The sequence below is a fragment of the Ureibacillus sp. MALMAid1270 genome, assembly GCF_049202975.1.
Taxonomy (GTDB): domain Bacteria; phylum Bacillota; class Bacilli; order Bacillales_A; family Planococcaceae; genus Ureibacillus.
On record NZ_JBMIRP010000095.1, the window covers coordinates 14,926 to 32,595 of the forward strand.

15 protein-coding genes are annotated in these 17,670 nt (G+C 36.1%); 11 read left to right on the top strand and 4 right to left on the bottom strand.

Features of this window, described 5'->3' with window-relative positions; all coding sequences use genetic code 11:
- Window positions 1–427: 427 nt before the first annotated feature.
- The 3 genes from ACOQFO_RS13770 to ACOQFO_RS13780 all read left to right on the top strand — a co-directional run bounded on the left by ACOQFO_RS13770 (window position 428) and on the right by ACOQFO_RS13780 (window position 2,667).
- Window positions 428–1,225: a TIGR00282 family metallophosphoesterase gene (locus tag ACOQFO_RS13770; RefSeq protein WP_421690239.1), complete on the top strand. Its 798-nt coding sequence runs from the start codon at window positions 428–430 to the stop codon at window positions 1,223–1,225.
- 621 nt (window positions 1,226–1,846) lie between these two features.
- The gene (locus ACOQFO_RS13775; RefSeq protein WP_036174445.1) at window positions 1,847–2,113 is read left to right on the top strand and encodes a stage V sporulation protein S; all 267 of its coding nucleotides are present in this window, start codon (window positions 1,847–1,849) and stop codon (window positions 2,111–2,113) included.
- Between the two features lie 176 nt (window positions 2,114–2,289).
- A complete protein-coding gene (locus ACOQFO_RS13780) occupies window positions 2,290–2,667 on the top strand; it encodes a YbaN family protein (protein WP_421690240.1) in 378 nt (125 codons plus the stop codon).
- Between the two features lie 22 nt (window positions 2,668–2,689).
- On the opposite strand, the gene ACOQFO_RS13785 is transcribed toward ACOQFO_RS13780, so the two are convergent.
- From ACOQFO_RS13785 to ACOQFO_RS13795, 3 genes are all read right to left on the bottom strand, one after another.
- Window positions 2,690–3,820: an NADH-dependent flavin oxidoreductase gene (locus ACOQFO_RS13785; protein WP_421690241.1), complete on the bottom strand. Its 1,131-nt coding sequence runs from the start codon at window positions 3,818–3,820 to the stop codon at window positions 2,690–2,692.
- Window positions 3,821–4,263: 443 nt separating this feature from the next.
- Window positions 4,264–6,066, bottom strand: a complete 1,803-nt coding sequence (locus tag ACOQFO_RS13790; protein ID WP_421690242.1) for a TcaA NTF2-like domain-containing protein — start codon at window positions 6,064–6,066, stop codon at window positions 4,264–4,266.
- A gap of 46 nt (window positions 6,067–6,112) precedes the next feature.
- Window positions 6,113–7,096 (bottom strand): Yip1 family protein, encoded by a 984-nt coding sequence (locus ACOQFO_RS13795; protein ID WP_421690243.1) that lies wholly within the window; start codon window positions 7,094–7,096, stop codon window positions 6,113–6,115.
- Window positions 7,097–7,482: 386 nt separating this feature from the next.
- Between ACOQFO_RS13795 and ACOQFO_RS13800 the strand changes: the two genes are divergently transcribed.
- Entirely contained in the window at window positions 7,483–9,222 is a 1,740-nt protein-coding gene (locus tag ACOQFO_RS13800; protein WP_421690244.1) for a 2-oxoacid:acceptor oxidoreductase subunit alpha, read from the top strand.
- Entirely contained in the window at window positions 9,222–10,088 is an 867-nt protein-coding gene (locus ACOQFO_RS13805) for a 2-oxoacid:ferredoxin oxidoreductase subunit beta (protein ID WP_421690245.1), read from the top strand. The genes ACOQFO_RS13800 and ACOQFO_RS13805 overlap by 1 nt, the downstream gene beginning before the upstream one ends.
- 691 nt (window positions 10,089–10,779) lie before the next feature.
- Here ACOQFO_RS13805 and ACOQFO_RS13810 read toward each other — a convergent pair.
- Window positions 10,780–11,697, bottom strand: a complete 918-nt coding sequence (locus tag ACOQFO_RS13810; RefSeq protein WP_421690246.1) for a nuclease-related domain-containing protein — start codon at window positions 11,695–11,697, stop codon at window positions 10,780–10,782.
- A 377-nt stretch (window positions 11,698–12,074) separates the two neighbouring features.
- On the opposite strand from ACOQFO_RS13810, the gene ACOQFO_RS13815 reads away from it, so the two are divergent.
- The 6 genes from ACOQFO_RS13815 to ACOQFO_RS13840 all read left to right on the top strand — a co-directional run bounded on the left by ACOQFO_RS13815 (window position 12,075) and on the right by ACOQFO_RS13840 (window position 17,300).
- Window positions 12,075–13,628, top strand: coding sequence for a methyl-accepting chemotaxis protein (locus tag ACOQFO_RS13815; RefSeq protein ID WP_421690247.1), 1,554 nt, complete (start codon window positions 12,075–12,077; stop codon window positions 13,626–13,628).
- A 392-nt stretch (window positions 13,629–14,020) separates the two neighbouring features.
- Window positions 14,021–14,383 (top strand): hypothetical protein, encoded by a 363-nt coding sequence (locus ACOQFO_RS13820; protein WP_421690248.1) that lies wholly within the window; start codon window positions 14,021–14,023, stop codon window positions 14,381–14,383.
- A 193-nt stretch (window positions 14,384–14,576) separates the two neighbouring features.
- On the top strand, window positions 14,577–16,124 hold the full coding sequence (miaB, locus tag ACOQFO_RS13825; RefSeq protein ID WP_421690249.1) for a tRNA (N6-isopentenyl adenosine(37)-C2)-methylthiotransferase MiaB: 1,548 nt from the start codon (window positions 14,577–14,579) through the stop codon (window positions 16,122–16,124).
- Window positions 16,124–16,561, top strand: coding sequence for a RicAFT regulatory complex protein RicA family protein (locus tag ACOQFO_RS13830; protein ID WP_421690250.1), 438 nt, complete (start codon window positions 16,124–16,126; stop codon window positions 16,559–16,561). The genes miaB and ACOQFO_RS13830 overlap by 1 nt, the downstream gene beginning before the upstream one ends.
- A 212-nt stretch (window positions 16,562–16,773) precedes the next feature.
- Window positions 16,774–16,896 (top strand): YjcZ family sporulation protein, encoded by a 123-nt coding sequence (locus ACOQFO_RS13835; RefSeq protein WP_421690251.1) that lies wholly within the window; start codon window positions 16,774–16,776, stop codon window positions 16,894–16,896.
- Between the two features lie 197 nt (window positions 16,897–17,093).
- Window positions 17,094–17,300, top strand: coding sequence for a hypothetical protein (locus tag ACOQFO_RS13840; protein WP_421690252.1), 207 nt, complete (start codon window positions 17,094–17,096; stop codon window positions 17,298–17,300).
- The last annotated feature ends 370 nt before the right edge of the window (window positions 17,301–17,670 follow it).

The following is a 17,670-nucleotide window of genomic DNA, read 5'->3' on the forward strand; positions in this document are numbered from 1 at the left end:
AATATCTGGCACCAGCCAAATCCCCAAACAACCAAACTAAGTATAAGGATGAAATTGATTCTTCCATTGAAAATATTTTACAGGAGGGAAATGCCGCCAAAAAAGCTGAGTATCCCGACAATTTTTCAAATAATCCCGCCAAAAAAGCTGAGATTCCCGACAATATCAAACAGTTACCAGTTAACTAAAATATATAGCAATAAATTTTTATTTTATAAGAAAATTTTTAACAAAAATGTATCTGTGTGAAAGATTGGAGTAAATAATCCCGCCAATATTAACATATCACTTTCGTCTAAGCGATGGACTTTATTGAAAGTTTTTTTATATTCCACAAAACAAACCATAATCTCACACCAAACAACCCAAAAACCGAACAATTATGTTAAGATTGTACAAGATGTTATTAGAAAGAGTGATTAATTAAATGAAAGTAATTTTTATTGGAGATATTGTTGGATCGATTGGTCGAGATGCGGTTGAGAAATATTTGCCACGATTGAAGAAAAAATATCAACCTGATGTTGTAATTGCAAATGGTGAGAATGCTGCAGCAGGTCGTGGGATTACATATAACATTTATCAACAATTACTACAGGCGGGCGTTGATGTGATTACGATGGGGAATCACACTTGGGATAATAAAGACATTTTTGAATTTATCGATGATGCGGATTATCTAATTCGTCCTGCGAACTTTTCTAAGGAAGCGCCGGGTAAAGGGATGGTTCAAATTGAAAAGAATGGCGTGACATTGTCTGTTATTAATCTTCATGGTCGAGTATTTTTACCGCCACACGACGATCCATTTGCAGTAGTTGATGAACTCGTTGAGAAAGCACGCAAAAAATCTCCATTAGTGTTCGTTGACTTCCACGCAGAAGTAACGAGCGAAAAAATTGCGCTTGGTTGGCACCTTGATGGCCGCGTATCAGCGGTGGTTGGTACACATACGCATGTGCAAACAGCGGATGCACGCATTTATCCAGGAGGAACAGCGTATATCACAGATGTTGGTATGACAGGTCCTTACGATGAAATTTTAGGTATGACTAAAGAAAGCGTCATCTACAAATTCCAAACAAACATGCCATCTCGCTTCGAAGTTCCAAAAAAAGGCCGCGAAGTATTAAGCGGATTCTTTGTTAATATAGATGATAAAACCGGCAAAGCAATTTCATGCGAAAGAATCTATATTAATGCGGATTATCCATTTGAGGGGTAATTTCGGTGGGGATTCATCCTTGTGAATAAGGGGATTAAAGGACGAAATAAGAGAGAAATCTAGGTTAAATGTCCAATAATAGCGTGATAATGGACAAAACCCGAGGGAAATCCAAGGTAATGTCCAATAATAGGGTAATAATGGACAAAACCCGAGGGAAATCCAAGGTAAATGTCCAATAACAGGGGAATAATGGACAAAACACAAGTAAGTTCTAATTAAAATGTCCAATATTAGTCTTTATTGTTCAAAAGAGGTCATTATTTAGAAAACCTACGTAAGAAAAGATATTTCCAATGAAACACAATGAAAAAAAGAGTTATCTAGAATGCGAAAATCTCTAGATAACCCTTTTTATTTCAAACTAAAAACTTCTATTAATGCTAGCTTTAACACAAACTGTCACAACTGATTCTCCATAAAACACATTAAAATCTCCCAAAAAATTTAGAAAAAATAAATTTCCAAAAGCAACAATTTCATTTTGTTTTTATTCTATTTGACTAAGAGGCAGCATAAATTATGATACGGACACAAACTTATAGTCCTTTGAATGAACGAAACCACATATACCGTTTCATTCAACAAACACATTATAAAGCTCTATGGGGAGGAATAGTTGTGGATTCATTAAAAGTATCGTCTCGCTCTAATCCAAATTCTGTTGCAGGTGCGCTAGTTGCTGTCATTCGTGAGCAAGGTTACGCAGAGATGCAAGCAGTTGGTGCAGGTGCATTAAACCAAGCAGTGAAAGCAGTAGCAATTGCTCGCGGCTTCGTTGCACCAAGTGGAACAGATTTAATTTGTGCTCCAGCATTTGCAGATATTACGATTGCTGGCGAAGACCGAACAGCATTGAAACTTGTTGTTGAAAAACGTACAAGATAAATCGTTCAAAGTGACAATAAAAAGGTGGCCCAAAAGTAGAAAGACGGCTTTTGTGGTCGTCTTTTTATTTTGTAAATAGGGTGGTGGCAATTGTATTAAGGGCTATCTGCAAAATTGCCATGATTAATAACAGTTCCTAAGAATGTTTCCAGCAAGTAGAAATATACATATAAAAGGTGATTCAAATAAAATTAATAAGTAATCTAATATTTTTATTACTCGGCAGTCTTTCATTTGTGATCGGTGTTTTAGGAATTGTTCTTCCTCTTCTTCCAGGTGTGCCATTTTTAATTTTGTCTGCATTGTGTTTTGCGAAAAGCTCAAAACGGTTAGATCGAAAGTTTAGAAGAACGCAATTGTATAAAAAGTATGTAAGAGCATTTCTTTACAATAAAGGACTTACGCGAAAAGAAAAAATCCGCATAAATTTAGTAGCGGATTTCTTCATTATTATGACTATTATTTATGTGGACATCCTTTGGGTAAAGCTTGTTTTGATCCTTCTTGCACTGTACAAGCACTATTATTTCATCGTGAGGATCAAAACAATTTAGGTACTTCGGATCAATCCAAAATTTATCTTTCTTTCACTGGGAACCAGCCCGGCACATTTAAGATTCTATGCCACAAGCCATTTGGTACCACTAATTCTTCTTGTTGGTCAGGGTAGATGACTGTGGAGATTTCATTTTCTCTACCTTCTTCTACCTTTTGAACCCAATCAGGATCCACAATAATTTCTCTTCCTAATGCGATCAGTCCAACCCCTGTGTCCAATGCTTTTTTAGCATCTTCAGCAGTAATGATTGATCCGACACCAATTAACGGAACTCGATTATTAATTGTTTCTAATAAATACTCAATACGCGATTTACTTAAATCTTCTACACCGACTCTTGGTGTTGAGTGGAATTCACCTAATGAAACATGGAGATAATCGAGACCTTTATCTGCTAAAACATCAACAAAAGCTAGTGTATCTGCCATTGTAATCCCAGGTGTTTCAGGCTCCTCTGGTGAGAATCTATAGCCTACGATAAATGGAAATTTCGCATAAGTTGCGACAACGCTTTTTACTTTATCAATTACTGCGAGTGGGAAAGTCATACGCTTTTCAAGGCTTCCACCATAACGATCCTCACGTCTATTTGAGTGAGGTGAGAAAAATTGTTGAATTAGATAGCCGTTTGCACCATGAATCTCAACGCCATCAAAACCTGCTTCAATTGCACGTCTTGTCGTTTCACCAAATGCCTCAATAATTTCCTCAATTTCTGATTCTGTTAGAGCTTTCGGTGTTTTCATACCCGGTCTTTCAGCAGGTACTGCGCTTGCACTGTAAATTTCACCATTTGGAACTATGTCAGGAGGAGATAATCGACCACCATGATAAATTTGCAGAACTGCTTTTGCACCTTGTTCTTTAATGGAAGTAGCTACCCGACTTAAACTCGGAATTAATTCATCTCGGTCAGCTGCGAATTGCCCCGGAAACCCTTTCCCATTAGCTATCACATATGTACACGCTGTAATAAACATGCTTACACCATGTGAACGTCGTGCATAATATTTCAATTCATCCTCTGACACGGTACCATCTGGATTTGAGGAATAGTGTGTCATAGGTGCTACTACTATGCGATTCTTAAGCTCAACCTTATTTGGTAGTGTAATAGTGGAAAATAAATCTTTATATCGTTCGTTCATCGTATTCGCTCCAAACTTTTTTATTCTTCCTTTAATAAAATACCGTTATGTGAATGGGTTTTCAAATAGGTTGCTTGGTGGGGGATTAAAGTGGCTTGATATGTATGTGATCGTACAAATAAATTTCATGTTGAAAGGTAACATAGAGCCAGTCTAAGTGACCAAACACAAAGAAATTTAGGATGAAAGGTAACATAGAACCAGTCTAAGTGACCAAACACAAAGAAATTTAGGATGAAAGGTAACATAGAGCCGATCTAAGTGACCAAACACAAAGAAATTTAGGATGAAAGGTAACATAGAACGACTTTAACTGCCCACACTCGAAGTATTTCGTAACTAAATGTAACATAGCGTTTTAATCCTATACTTAAATCCCATCACCCCAACAAAAAAAGGCTAGCTCATCCTAAGCTAGCCCCAATTTCATTATCTAATTCTTCTTACATCTCCGTAGTTGAGATCAATTTATTCACTTTCCATGAGCCGTTTTCATTAATTACTTCTGAGACAGTTTCGAATGTCTTAAAGGACTCGGAATCTGGATAGTAAATAATAACTTCATCTATCGTTTTGACGTTATATGTTCCATTGCCGTTATCTACAACGTCCACCACTTGAGTTGAAATAAATTCTTCAGTTATGCCTTCATTTACTAAGTATGCAATATAATCTTTTGCTTCTTTGTAGCGAGGCCCGCTTGCAGATAAATACGGACTCATGTAAGAAATGTCACCATAATTGATGGCATCGATACTTGCATAAGAATAAATTTCCATGAACTCTTGTAATTCTGCACGTAATGCATTCGTTGCCATAGCTGTAACTGCATCTGCACTTGGTTCGTAAACTTTGCCTGAACCTTCTAATGTTGCAGTAGATTCTACAGCTTCATGGTTGGACATTTCAATGTAACTTACTTTCCATTCTTTTGCAGTCTCGTCGAATGCTAGTCCGACATAAGAATGTAACTCGTAATCTTCTAATGCAGGTAAATCTTCACCTGCTTCAAAGAATGCGTAAGAATAATCAAACATTGTATGGATCATGAGAAGCCCATCGTAGAACCACGTAGCTTCCTCGTTAATGTCAACTTTATTAAGCTTACCAGTGTAGAATAAATTTTCTTGAACTAATGGATCAATTTCATAGTAAAGGAAATCTTCCTTTAAAACATCAGTTGCACTTGTAAACACATCCGTTGATAATTGTGCTTTCGCATTTTGCATTTCTTCACCGAATGTTAAAAGAGTATCTTTAATCTCTTCAATTGCCGCCTCAGTAACAAATGCTGCATCTACTTCAATGTAACTAGATTCAAGCGGATATTCCTCAGATTCTACTTCTCCCCAAGGATAGTTGACTACTACTTTCACTTTTTGTGATCCATCTAAGAAAATAGGACCGAAATAGTCTGAGTCGCCATATTCATCAATCTCAACTTTGTGATCATTCACAAGTAAATAACTATCTTCCATTACATAGCTATCATAATTCATAACGTAGACACTTGCTTCACCAATCGGTAACTCGTCCATCCAAACTTCTCCGGAATAAAGGTTTGATAATTCAAGTTCAATATCCGTAGTAGATTTACCAAAATTATTGTCCAAGCTGACATTCACTGTATAAATACCAGGAAGTAGGGGACCGTATTTAATGCCTTCACTGTCTTTTTTATCTTTCACTTCAGTTTTATTAAATTTCATAGCAAGTCCATCAGTTGGGCCATAATAATAAGCATACTGGTCGACTGCTTCCACTTTGTGCATTTGGAAAATGCCGATGAATTTACCTTCTTTTTCAACTGAAATAAAATCTTCTAATTCATTTTTCTTTAAAGTTTTAGCTAGTTTTAAAAATGCTTCAACTTCACTTTTTGTTGCGGCAGAGCCGTTTTCATGCATTAATAGTTTTTCTAATTGCCCAGCGTCTTCGTTTTCAATGGCTTTGTAGAAACGGTTTTCCGTAGAATCTTTTGAAAAATACATATTTGCCCAAATCGAAAAGCCAATCAGTAGGACAGCCAATGCCCCAACAGCACCAATAATGAGTTTTTGCTGCTTTGACATTGGCTTTTTAGCTTTATGAGGCTTCGCTGGTGCGTTTGTTCGCGTTTGTGATTGAGATGTAGTCGCCTGCGTTTGTTCAGGTTGTTGTATTTCGATAAGCTTTGTACCACAATTAGTACACATTTTATCGCTCATTTTTGCTTCATGACCACACTCTTGACAGAATCTTTTCATCTTGAAACCTCTTTATTTGTTAATTTGATAATTGATTAATTGATTACTATAAACCGAAGTTCATATATTGCCCAATCGTATTCGATAGGAAAATATTGTTGAGAATATAATAAAACACTGAGAATAAAACAATATAAAGTATATATGCATAGAATGGGTCAATTGTTTTAGAACGAGTTCCTAATAATCGTGTGATCATGTATAAAGGAACTGCTATAAGTGCTATAAACAATGAGATCATAAAGAAAATCATTGCAAAATTATAAACATTAATCACTAAGAAAATAGCTGCTAGAGCTAATAAAAGTAGTGATGGAATAATCAGTGCTCCATAGTTGCTAATAAGTTCTTTAAATGATACATCTGGTCCAAACAATTTATTAATAATTAGTAGTGCAACAATTACAAGTGCAACTAAAATAATAATCGCAATGAATCCAGAAAAGAAAATCTGGAAGAACTGAGAACCTGCATTGTATGCACCCATAGAAAATGCGCTAACAAATTGGTTTGCTACAAAGAATAGAGATAAACCAAAAATAATTGCGTAAAGTACGATAGATATAATTCCGTTTACAAATTGGCTTTCTCCTCGTCCAAAAATAGTCGATGGACTTTTTAGGTACTCTCCAAAATAGCTAAAGAACATTTTTGATTGATCTTTTACACGCTCAACATGAACATTCGGTTGTGCTGGAGCTTGCTGATATGGTTGTTGATACTGTCCGTTTTGTTGATATGGTTGTTGTTGGAAATTTTGGCCTTGTTGTTGGAACGGTGGTTGTTGAAATGGCGGTTGACCTGGTTGTTGAAAGTTTGGTGTAGGTTGACCTTGGTTACCTGGATGTGCTGGCTGAGCTGGTTGTACAGGTTTTACAGGCTGTCCCGGATGACCTTGGTGACCCGTATTCTGATTTGGTGTTGGTGTGCCTACATTATTTGTAGCAGCAACATCAGTCAATGTCCCACCACATTTTGCGCAGAAGTTTCCAGTTTCCTGGACATTTCCACATGCGAAACAATTCTTCATAATGGTTTTCCTCTCTCGCTTTCATTTTAATTTATACAATATATGTAACTAAAGATAGAGATATATGACTTAAAGTTCAAAATTACTTTTTTCCTAGAACTTTTACAAAATCTCCTTTCTATATCATATATTGCAATTCCATAACAAACAATGTTTTTTCTTTAAAATTTCAATATATTATTTCAATATAATTATCGAAATTTATGAAAATGAATTATTATGGCTTCAATGGGAATTGCTCATACTATTTACAATTTGGTGAACACCATTTTCAGTCAAAGGTCTGATTTTGTTTTTCTATAGTAGATTTTAGATACCTTAACAAAGTTTCACATGTTATATTAATGAAGGAAATAAATAAAGATGGATTTTAAGGAGTTGTTATCATGTTACATCAGCTTTCATGGAAAGTCGGTGGGCAACAAGGGGAAGGTATTGAGAGTACAGGTGAAATTTTCTCAATGGCTATGAATCGTTTAGGATATCACCTATACGGTTACCGTCATTTCTCTTCTCGTATCAAAGGTGGCCATACGAACAATAAAATTACAGTACGTCCTACACCAGTCCGTGCAATCGCGGATGATTTAGATATATTAGTTGCTTTCGACCAAGAAACAATCGACGTGAACTATAAAGAATTAACAGAAAACAGCATTATTTTAGGAGACTCAAAATTTGATCCTGTAAAACCAGAAGATTCAAAAGCTCCTTTATTTAGCGTACCTTTCACTGAAATCGCTTCAGAACTAGGTACTTCATTGATGAAAAACATGGTTGCCATTGGTGCAACTAGTGCATTAATGAATTTGGACAATAAAGTATTCCAAAGCGTAGTTGACGAAATCTTCGGCCGTAAAGGGGAAGAAGTAGTTAAGAAAAACATGGAAGCGATCGAACGCGGTCATGCAGCAATGAGTGAATTGCTTGGTGAGCGTGTAGGTGAGTGGGAGTTAGAACCTGCAGATGGTAAACGCCGTATGTTCATTATTGGAAACGATGCAGTAGCATTAGGTGCCCTTGCTGCGGGAAGTCGCTTCATGGCTGCTTACCCAATCACACCTGCTTCTGAAATTATGGAATATATGATTAAAAAACTTCCTCAATTTGGTGGAGCAGTTATTCAAACTGAAGATGAAATTGCAGCTGCGACAATGGCGATCGGTGCAAATTACGGTGGCGTTCGAGCATTCACTGCGTCAGCGGGACCTGGTTTATCATTAATGATGGAATCAATCGGTCTTTCTGGTATGACAGAACAACCGTTAGTTATTTTTGACACACAACGTGGAGGTCCATCAACAGGTCTTCCAACGAAACAAGAACAATCTGACCTGATGGCGATGTTCTACGGTACTCACGGAGAAATTCCGAAAGTCGTCATTGCACCATCAACGATTGAAGAAGCGTTCTTTGATACAATTCAAGCATTCAATATTGCAGAAGAATTACAATTACCAGTAATCGTGTTAACGGATTTACAATTAGCGCTTGGTAAACAAACGTCTGATCCATTTGATTATTCAAAAATCGAAATCCGCCGCGGTAAAATTGTGGATAGTGAACTTCCAGAGCCAGAAAATAAAGATTACTTCAAACGCTATGAAAACACGGATGACGGCATTTCGCCACGTGTATTACCTGGAACACCAAACGGAATTCACCATGTAACAGGTGTTGAGCACGACGAAACAGGTAAACCAAACGAAGCACCAGGAAACCGTAATGTTCAAATGGACAAGCGCTTCCGTAAATTAGATTACTTAAACTTTGATACACCAGTTTACGTAAACGCACCTCATGAAGAAGCGGACATTTTAGTAGTTGGATTTAACTCAACTCGCGGTGCAATCGAAGAAGTGCAAGAACGTTTGAGTGCTGACGGTGTGAAAGTAAACCACGCACATATTCGTCTGTTATTCCCATTCCCTGCGGCTGAAGTAGCTCCTTTAGTAGCTGGAGCGAAAAAAGTTGTTGTTGTAGAAAACAATAAAACTGGCCAACTTGCAAACATTTTGAAAATGAATGTTGGCGGTCACGATAAAGTTAAGAGCATTACGAAGTATGACGGTACTCCGTTCTTACCACGTGAGCTTGAAAATAAAGTAAAGGAGCTGCTTGACTAATGGCTACATTTAAAGATTTTCGTAACTCAGTGAAACCTAACTGGTGTCCAGGCTGTGGCGACTTCTCAGTGCAAGCAGCCATCCAACGCGCTGCAGCAAATGTCGGCATCGAACCTCACGAATTAGCAGTTGTTGCTGGTATCGGTTGTTCAGGTCGTATCGCTGGTTACATTAACTCATACGGATTCCACGGAATTCACGGTCGCGCACTTCCTTTAGCTCAAGGTTTAAAAATGGCAAACCGCGATTTACACGTAATCGCTTCTGGTGGTGACGGTGACGGTTTCGCAATCGGTATGGGTCACACTGTACACGCAATCCGTCGTAACATCGATATCACTTATGTTGTAATGGATAACCAAATCTATGGTTTAACAAAAGGTCAAACTTCACCTCGTTCTGCACAAGGTTTCATTACTAAGTCGACGCCAGGTGGAGCAATCGAGCCTTCATTAAAACCTTTAGAAGTTGCTTTATCTTCAGGAGCAACATTCGTAGCACAAGGTTTCTCAACAGACATTAAAGAATTAACAGCGTTAATCGAAGAAGGAATCAAACACAAAGGCTTCTCCTTCATCAACGTATTCAGCCCATGTGTCACTTACAATAAAGTAAACACATATGACTGGTTCAAAGAACACTTAACAAAATTAAGTGACGTTGAAGGCTACGACTCTTCTGACCGCGATCTAGCAATGCGCACAGTCATGGAAAAAGAAGGTCTAGTAACAGGTATCATCTACCAAGACAAAGAAACACCATCTTACCAAGAAAAACTTGACCGCTATTCTGAAACACCTCTGTCTGACGCAGACCTTGCGTTAAGTGAAACTGATTTTGATAAGTTGGTTAAGGAGTTTATGTAATTTAGTGGCTTTGGGTCGCTCACTGAGTTACGGTGAGCGAGTTTTGCGGCTTGAAGGTGGCGCCCCCTCGGGTTGAGGGGGCTTTTATGTTTGATTTCTTTTTCTGCCGCGGGTGGAGTTTGGGATGATATTTGTCTGTTTACGCGCTGATGAAGTAACTGCTTGTCTTTTATAATTTGTTTTGTGGTTCTCAGTGACCAAATCGAGGGGGAAATTGGATGAAAGGTAACATTGAAAAGTTCTAAGTGACCAAACACCATGAAAATGAGTATGAAAGGTAACATAGAAAAGTTCTAAGTGACCAAACACCATGAAAATGGGTATGAAAGTTAACATAGAAGAGCTCTAAGTGACCAAACACCATGAAAATGGGTATGAAAGGTAACATAGAAGAGCTCTAAGTGACCAAACAACCTGAAAATGGGTATGAAAGGTAACACAGAAGAGCTCTAAGTGACCAAACACCATGAAAATGGGTATGAAAGGTAACATAGAAGAGCTCTAAGTGACCAAACACCCGAAAATGGGTATGAAAGGTAACATAGAAGAGCTCTAAGTGACCAAACACCCTGAAAATAGGTATGAAAGGTAACATAGAAGAGTTCTAAGTGACCAAACACCATGAAAAAACCAATGAAAGGTATCATAGTGATGGTCGAAGCATTATCTCTTAGAGAAAACAACAACTTCATTATTCATAGTAAGTCCAACGTTGTATTCCATATGCTTTAAAGTTGTTTTCAAGTATATTTCTAATACTCTTCCTAGACTCCACCACCCTACACCAATCATAGATCGCACTTGTTGTAATCCTCCGCTCCGGAAACAACATCCTAAACTCCCTCACACTCCGCAACACCGCTGATGTAACTGATTCACTATGACCGCACCCCAAGCAAACCAATCTCCGCCCCTCAACCGTAACCAAAAAAGATCCGCACCCTGCACAAGTAATCCCCTTTTTCAACTGTTCATAATCGTATTCTGGGATTTGTGAGTATGGTGACTTCGGCAAATGAAGGGTAAGTAAATTTTGAGCTAATAACTTGTCTTTTTTTGTAATCCTACTCTGTGTAGAATCAAATTGTTGTAAGAAGCGGTTTATTTGTGATGAGAAAATTATGGATTTATCCATTGGGGATTGATATAAAGTAAATTCCGGGTTAATAAATACAACGAAAGATTTAATGGGGTATTTAAATCCATTTTTATGGAGCATTTGGCTCAACAATGATTCTGAACGCATTAATTGGGGGATGGGGTTCACAATGTCCACTTCTTTTGATTTCATTGGGAAGATCTTTTTATTCGTCGAATCATAATAAAAATCACCCTCAAAATTTTTAATCTCAAAAACGAAAACAGTATCTGATTTCAGGATCAATGAATCTAGTTGAAATGTTTTCTGATTCACGGTAAACAATAAATCATTAATAATGAGGCAATCGCATTGAAGATTCACCAAGTAACTATCAAACATCAATTCTCCCTCATAACCTTTCTTCAGATTATAGTAATGAAGGCGATCCTTTTCGGCTAAGGTCATTCGCTGATCTAGCACTCTTAATAATTGAAGTTCCTCTGATTCCTTTCGATTTTTTATGATCAAAATCTCCCACATCCTTAACAAAATTAATATTACCTCTTATTTTATTAAAGATTTTATTAGAATCAATGAGTTGTCTAAAACTAATAAATTCAAGCATAATTCTCTACCGAAAATCTAATTTTCACCACAAATGGATTCTAAGGAACACCCTCGCTAATCCAGATTTCATCTAATATAAACCACTAAAACATCCAAAATGAAAATACTCCAAATCTCTGAAATCCACCCATTTCACCTATCAAAAACTCAAATTTCAACCCAGCCGCCTCAATGTGAATAAAATTTACAATAACTTAACCGCATCTTTACAAATACTCAAATATTTTCCTGTATGCTCAATTCATAGCAATATGTGTTTATAGAGAGGACGTTTGACAGTGAAAATATCGCGCTATATAAAAGTTAAAGATCGATTAATTATGTTGATGATTGTGTGTATTATTTCGAATGTAATTTTAGCGATTTTCAGCATTGATTATTTAAGAAAAATGGAAAATAATTCGGTACTCATGTACGAACAACGTTTACTTGCGATGAATGCATTTACAGATTTTGACCTGGCCATTGATCAAGAGGATTTTGATAAAGCTAATGAGATACATAGCACTTTAAACGCTTTTCAATTTGATGCGAAAATGGAGCTGTACATAAAAAATTTAAAGACGGAATTGGAAAATCAGAATATCGATGAAATTTTGGCCATCTCAGAAGAAACGCAGCTTTATATTGTGGATCGTGCAAAAGCACAAATCGAGGCATATAAAAAAGACATTTCCTTTGGTTACTTCCTTTTAATTGCGGTTTCCATCGTCATGATTGCTATCGTTGTTTATTTCAGTGTGGGAGGTTCTCGAGCGGTAACGAAACCTACTAGAGAATTAAAAAAATTATTAAAGCGCGCTGGGCAAGGGGACTTTACGAAAACCGCGAATTATGATTCAAAAGATGAACTTGGTGAAGTAATGAGAAGTTACAATGAAATGGCATCCGAAGTAAATGAGTTATTAAAAACTGTACAAAAAAGTGCGAAGTCAGTTGATGAATCGAATTTACGTTTGCAACAGGCATCGGAACAAACAACAGCGGCAGCCATTCATATTTCAAACGACGCTAACGATTTAACAAAATCAACCGAAAGATCAACTGAACAATTAATACTAAATACAGCTGCTATTCAAGAAATCTTTACTGGAATTGAATATATTGCTACCAAAATACTATTTATTGAATCTATTATGAAAGATACAGAAGTTGAAGCTAATAATGGCGTTGAATTCATCTCTCATAATAAGGAAAAAATGCAAGAAATCGAAGTGGCTGTGAAGAAAACAAATGAAAGAATGCTTATCTTAGCGAGTCACACAAAAGAAATTGGACAAGTAATTCAAATGATTAATTCTATTGCAGAGCAAACGAATTTACTTGCTTTAAATGCTGCAATTGAAGCAGCGCGTGCAGGGGAATATGGAAAAGGCTTCAGCGTTGTAGCCGACGAAGTTCGAAAACTAGCGGAACAATCAGTTCAATCAACAAAAGTAATCGAAAATATCGTTGAACAAATCCAATTTGATTCGAAAGAGTCAATCCAATATATGAAAAATGCGATAGAATCCGTTTTTTCCGGAATTGAAACGACCGACCAAGGTGCTACTAAATTTGTTCAAATAGCTGAAAGTGTAAAAGAATTAAGTCCGTACATTGTTGAAGTATCTGCGACGATTACTCAAATCAAACAAAACACAAAAGAAGTTGCCGATCACTCAACCGAACTAAGCAATTTATTTGATCTAAACACCGAAAGCATTAAACAAGTTTCTGCATTAACAGTCGAACAGCTAAACGCAACCCGCGATATGCATGAAGAAATTCAAAAAATAACACGAAACATCCGCTCACTAACTCATTCAATCAAAAGGTTTACGGTGAATTGAGAATTGGGTTAAATCTGTTTAGTATTATTTTGAGATATTCATAGAAGTTCAAAATATAACAAAATGAAGATTATCTAGGTCTATTTTATATTCAAATTTTAAAATTCACAAGAAAATTTCGACTTGAAAAACACGTGTAAACACATAGCTTTTTATCATAGATTTCCCTCTATTTGGATTAGATAATAGTTAAAATGTTAAAACTATGTTGATATAAATATTAGTCTAATTGTAATAATATGATAATGTCGGGGATTTTTAAATTTTATCGGGATTAATTGTAAAAATGTCGGGATTCTATCCGAAATTGTCGGGAATCTCAGCAAAAATGTCGGGAATAATCTAAACTATTATTCGAGAAAGTATATTCCAGTTTAAAAGAGGTACCCAAATTGAAAAATAATGTCATTGATTTTATTTCAATAAAAAATAAAAGAATAAATGAACAATTACATAAAGTGTTTAGTAAAGCGAATTCTTTGAAGAATGCAGAGGAAATTCATCGATTAGTTCAGGAGAAGACGGTGGCGGTGCAGGATCATAAATTTTTCCTGGCTTTTCTTAACATACTTGAGGATCAGAAAATAGAGCCCGTTGCTATTTTTCGAGACGTTCTAAAACTACCAAAGCACCAATTTGAAGATAAGTATATGATGAATTGGGATTCTGTTGTGCAGCTTTGTTTTACTTTTCTTGCGATAATAAAGGAAAGTGATCCAGCGCAGTATGAGCAATTCATCTCACAAGGTTCGTAAATTCCAATGTAAAATATGTCAAATCCGTATTATTTCAAGCCTTCATATTGTCCTTTCTAGTAGCTATTCGTTATAATAATAAAATGGAATTCGAATGTGCAAAACGCGACGTTAAAAATTAATTCACAAAACGCGATGTGCATATGAAAATATATAATTTTTTCGAACCCAACTGAAAGGAGTACTCCGTTCGATGAATGAAGAACAACGTGTAGCGAGTCAGCAAGTAAATCAACCAAAACCAACTAACTCCAAAACTGAAAAAGATTATAGTCAATACTTCGAACGCGTGATTACAGCGCCATCTTTAAAAGAAGCGAAAAAGCGTGGGAAAGAAGAAGTAAAATATCATAAAGATTTCCAAATTCCTGAAGAATTCAAAGGTATGGGCGAAGGACGTAAATTCTTCATTCGTACATATGGTTGCCAGATGAATGAGCACGACTCTGAAGTTATGGCGGGGATTTTCATGGAGCTTGGTTATGAACCAACTGATAACATTGAAGAAACAGATGTCGTACTATTAAATACTTGTGCGATTCGTGAAAATGCGGAAAACAAAGTATTTGGTGAGCTGGGCTATTTATTGAAATACAAACGTGAAAATCCTGAAATGTTAATCGGGGTTTGTGGATGTATGTCCCAAGAAGAATCTGTTGTCAATAAAATCTTAACTCAATACCAACATGTTGATATGGTATTTGGTACGCATAATATTCACCGTTTACCAAACATTTTAAAAGAAGCTTATCTGTCAAAAGAGATGGTTGTTGAAGTATGGTCTAAAGAAGGAGACGTTCTTGAAAACCTTCCAAAACAACGTAATGGTTCAATTAAAGCTTGGGTAAACATTATGTACGGTTGCGACAAATTCTGTACATACTGTATCGTACCTTATACTCGTGGAAAAGAACGTAGCCGCCGTCCAGATGAAATTATTCAAGAAGTACGTGAACTAGCTGCACATGGCTATCAAGAAATTATGTTACTTGGTCAAAACGTAAATGCATACGGAAAAGATTTTACAGACATGAATTATCGCCTAGGTGATTTAATGGATGAATTACGTAAAATCGATATTCCGCGTATTCGTTTCACAACGAGTCACCCACGCGACTTTGATGATCATTTAATCGAAGTGTTAGCTAAAGGTGGTAACTTAGTAGAGCACATTCATTTACCAGTTCAATCTGGATCAAATGAAGTACTAAAAATTATGGCGCGTAAATATACACGCGAACATTTCCTAGATTTAGTTCGCAAAATTAAAGCAGCCATTCCAAATGTTGCTTTAACAACGGATATTATTGTTGGATATCCAAACGAAACGGAAGAGCAATTCCAAGAAACAATCGATTTATATCGTGAAGTTGGATTTGAATCTGCATTCACTTATATTTATTCACCACGTGAAGGTACACCGGCTGCGAAAATGGTAGACAATGTGCCACTAGAAGTGAAAAAAGAGCGTCTTCAACGATTAAATGCAGTGGTAGAAGAATTCTCAACAGCTGCACTTAAAAACTATGAAGGTCTTGAAGTTGAAGTATTAGTCGAAGGAACAAGTAAAAAACGTGATGACATGCTAGCTGGTTATACACGACGCAATAAATTAGTAAACTTTGCAGGACCAAAAGAATTAGTTGGTCACATTGTAAAGGTAAAAATTACTGAAGCAAAAGCGTATTCTTTACGCGGGGAATTTGTTGAAGTAGTAAAACGACATGAGGTGGAAGTATAATGACAACTAAGCTATATACGAAAGACGAAATCGTAGAAAAAGCAAAAGAAATCGCACACATGATTGCGAACACAGAACAAGTAGAATTTTTCAAAAAAGCAGAAGCTCAAATTAATGAAAATCAATATATTCGTGAAAAAATCGCTAGTTTAAAAACTTTACAAAAACAAGCGGTAAACTTCCAACATCTTGGAAAAGAAAGAGCGTTAAAATTAATCGAAGAAAAAATTGAAAAAATCGAACAAGAGATTGACGAGGTTCCAATTGTTCAAGAATTCAAGCAATCTCAATATGAAGTGAACAATTTACTTCAATTAGTTTCAAATGCGATCGCAAACAATGTAACAAATGAAATTATCCTTTCAACTGGTGGCGACCTATTAAAAGGTGAAACTGGTTCAAAAGTGCGTAATAGCCAACCAGGAAGCTGTAGTTAATAAATAAAATCAAAATGAAAAGCAAGAATGCTGGGCAATAACCAGTAATTCTTGCTTTTTTTATTGAGTAGGTAGCTATCATCAAGTCAAAATCCTCACCTTCAAAGATACCCCCATCAATTTTCCTAAAACATTTAAATTTATTCCATTTGTGTCCTAGGTCAATTTGGAAATTTAACATACATTATTGATTGTTAAGGGAGGTGAAATTTATGTCATCAAACTTCGTTGGTGGATCTTACGACAACAACAAAGGTAACGGCTTTGCTTTATTAGTAGTATTATTCATTCTTTTAATCATTGTTGGTACTGCATTCTACAAAAATATGTATTAATCAAATAAAAAACCGTCGCTATACAGCTAACAATGAACACCTAACAAGGACTGGGGCAAATCGCTCTGGTCTTTCCTTTTTTTAGAGGCAAATAAAAAATTTATTTGGCGAATTGAAGCATTAAATGAAATGAAGTATAAATCAGTCAAATAATAACAAACTATCCTTAAACGATAAAAGGATAGGAGGTTTTTTGAATGAAACAAAATCCACAAAGAAAAGTTCAAAAAACGAATAAAGATTTCATACCAAAAGAAGAAATGATTAAAAATATTGAAAAAAACATGGAAATTGCTGAGATTAACATGGATTATGCAGGTAAAGAAGAGCTAGAACATCTTCAAGAAAAAAATGAACGTCGTAAACACGAAATTCAAAGATTAAAAAATGAACCACTTACTTAACAAAATTTAAATCCCACCTGTTTTATCTAATAATGAATTATTTTGCACCTTCAATGCTTTCGGGCAGAGAGGGTGTTTTTTTGTGTGTATATAAAGTTTATGGAGCCAATCTTGGTTAAATACAATTATTTTTGTGGGACACTTTTCCTGTCCCCAATGTCCCACTATGGAGCAATACATAGTTGAATACAATTATTTTTGTAAAATATTTTCATAAAGAAAAACCAAATTTCACCTTACTGCATACAATACATCATGTGAAGCGCCCATATGATTGCCTCAACATCAACTATTGAATATCGCCAAATTTGATCCCGAGATATAAGCGAAATTCCAATAGGGGTGGTGCCTAAAATATTTCATTTCATTA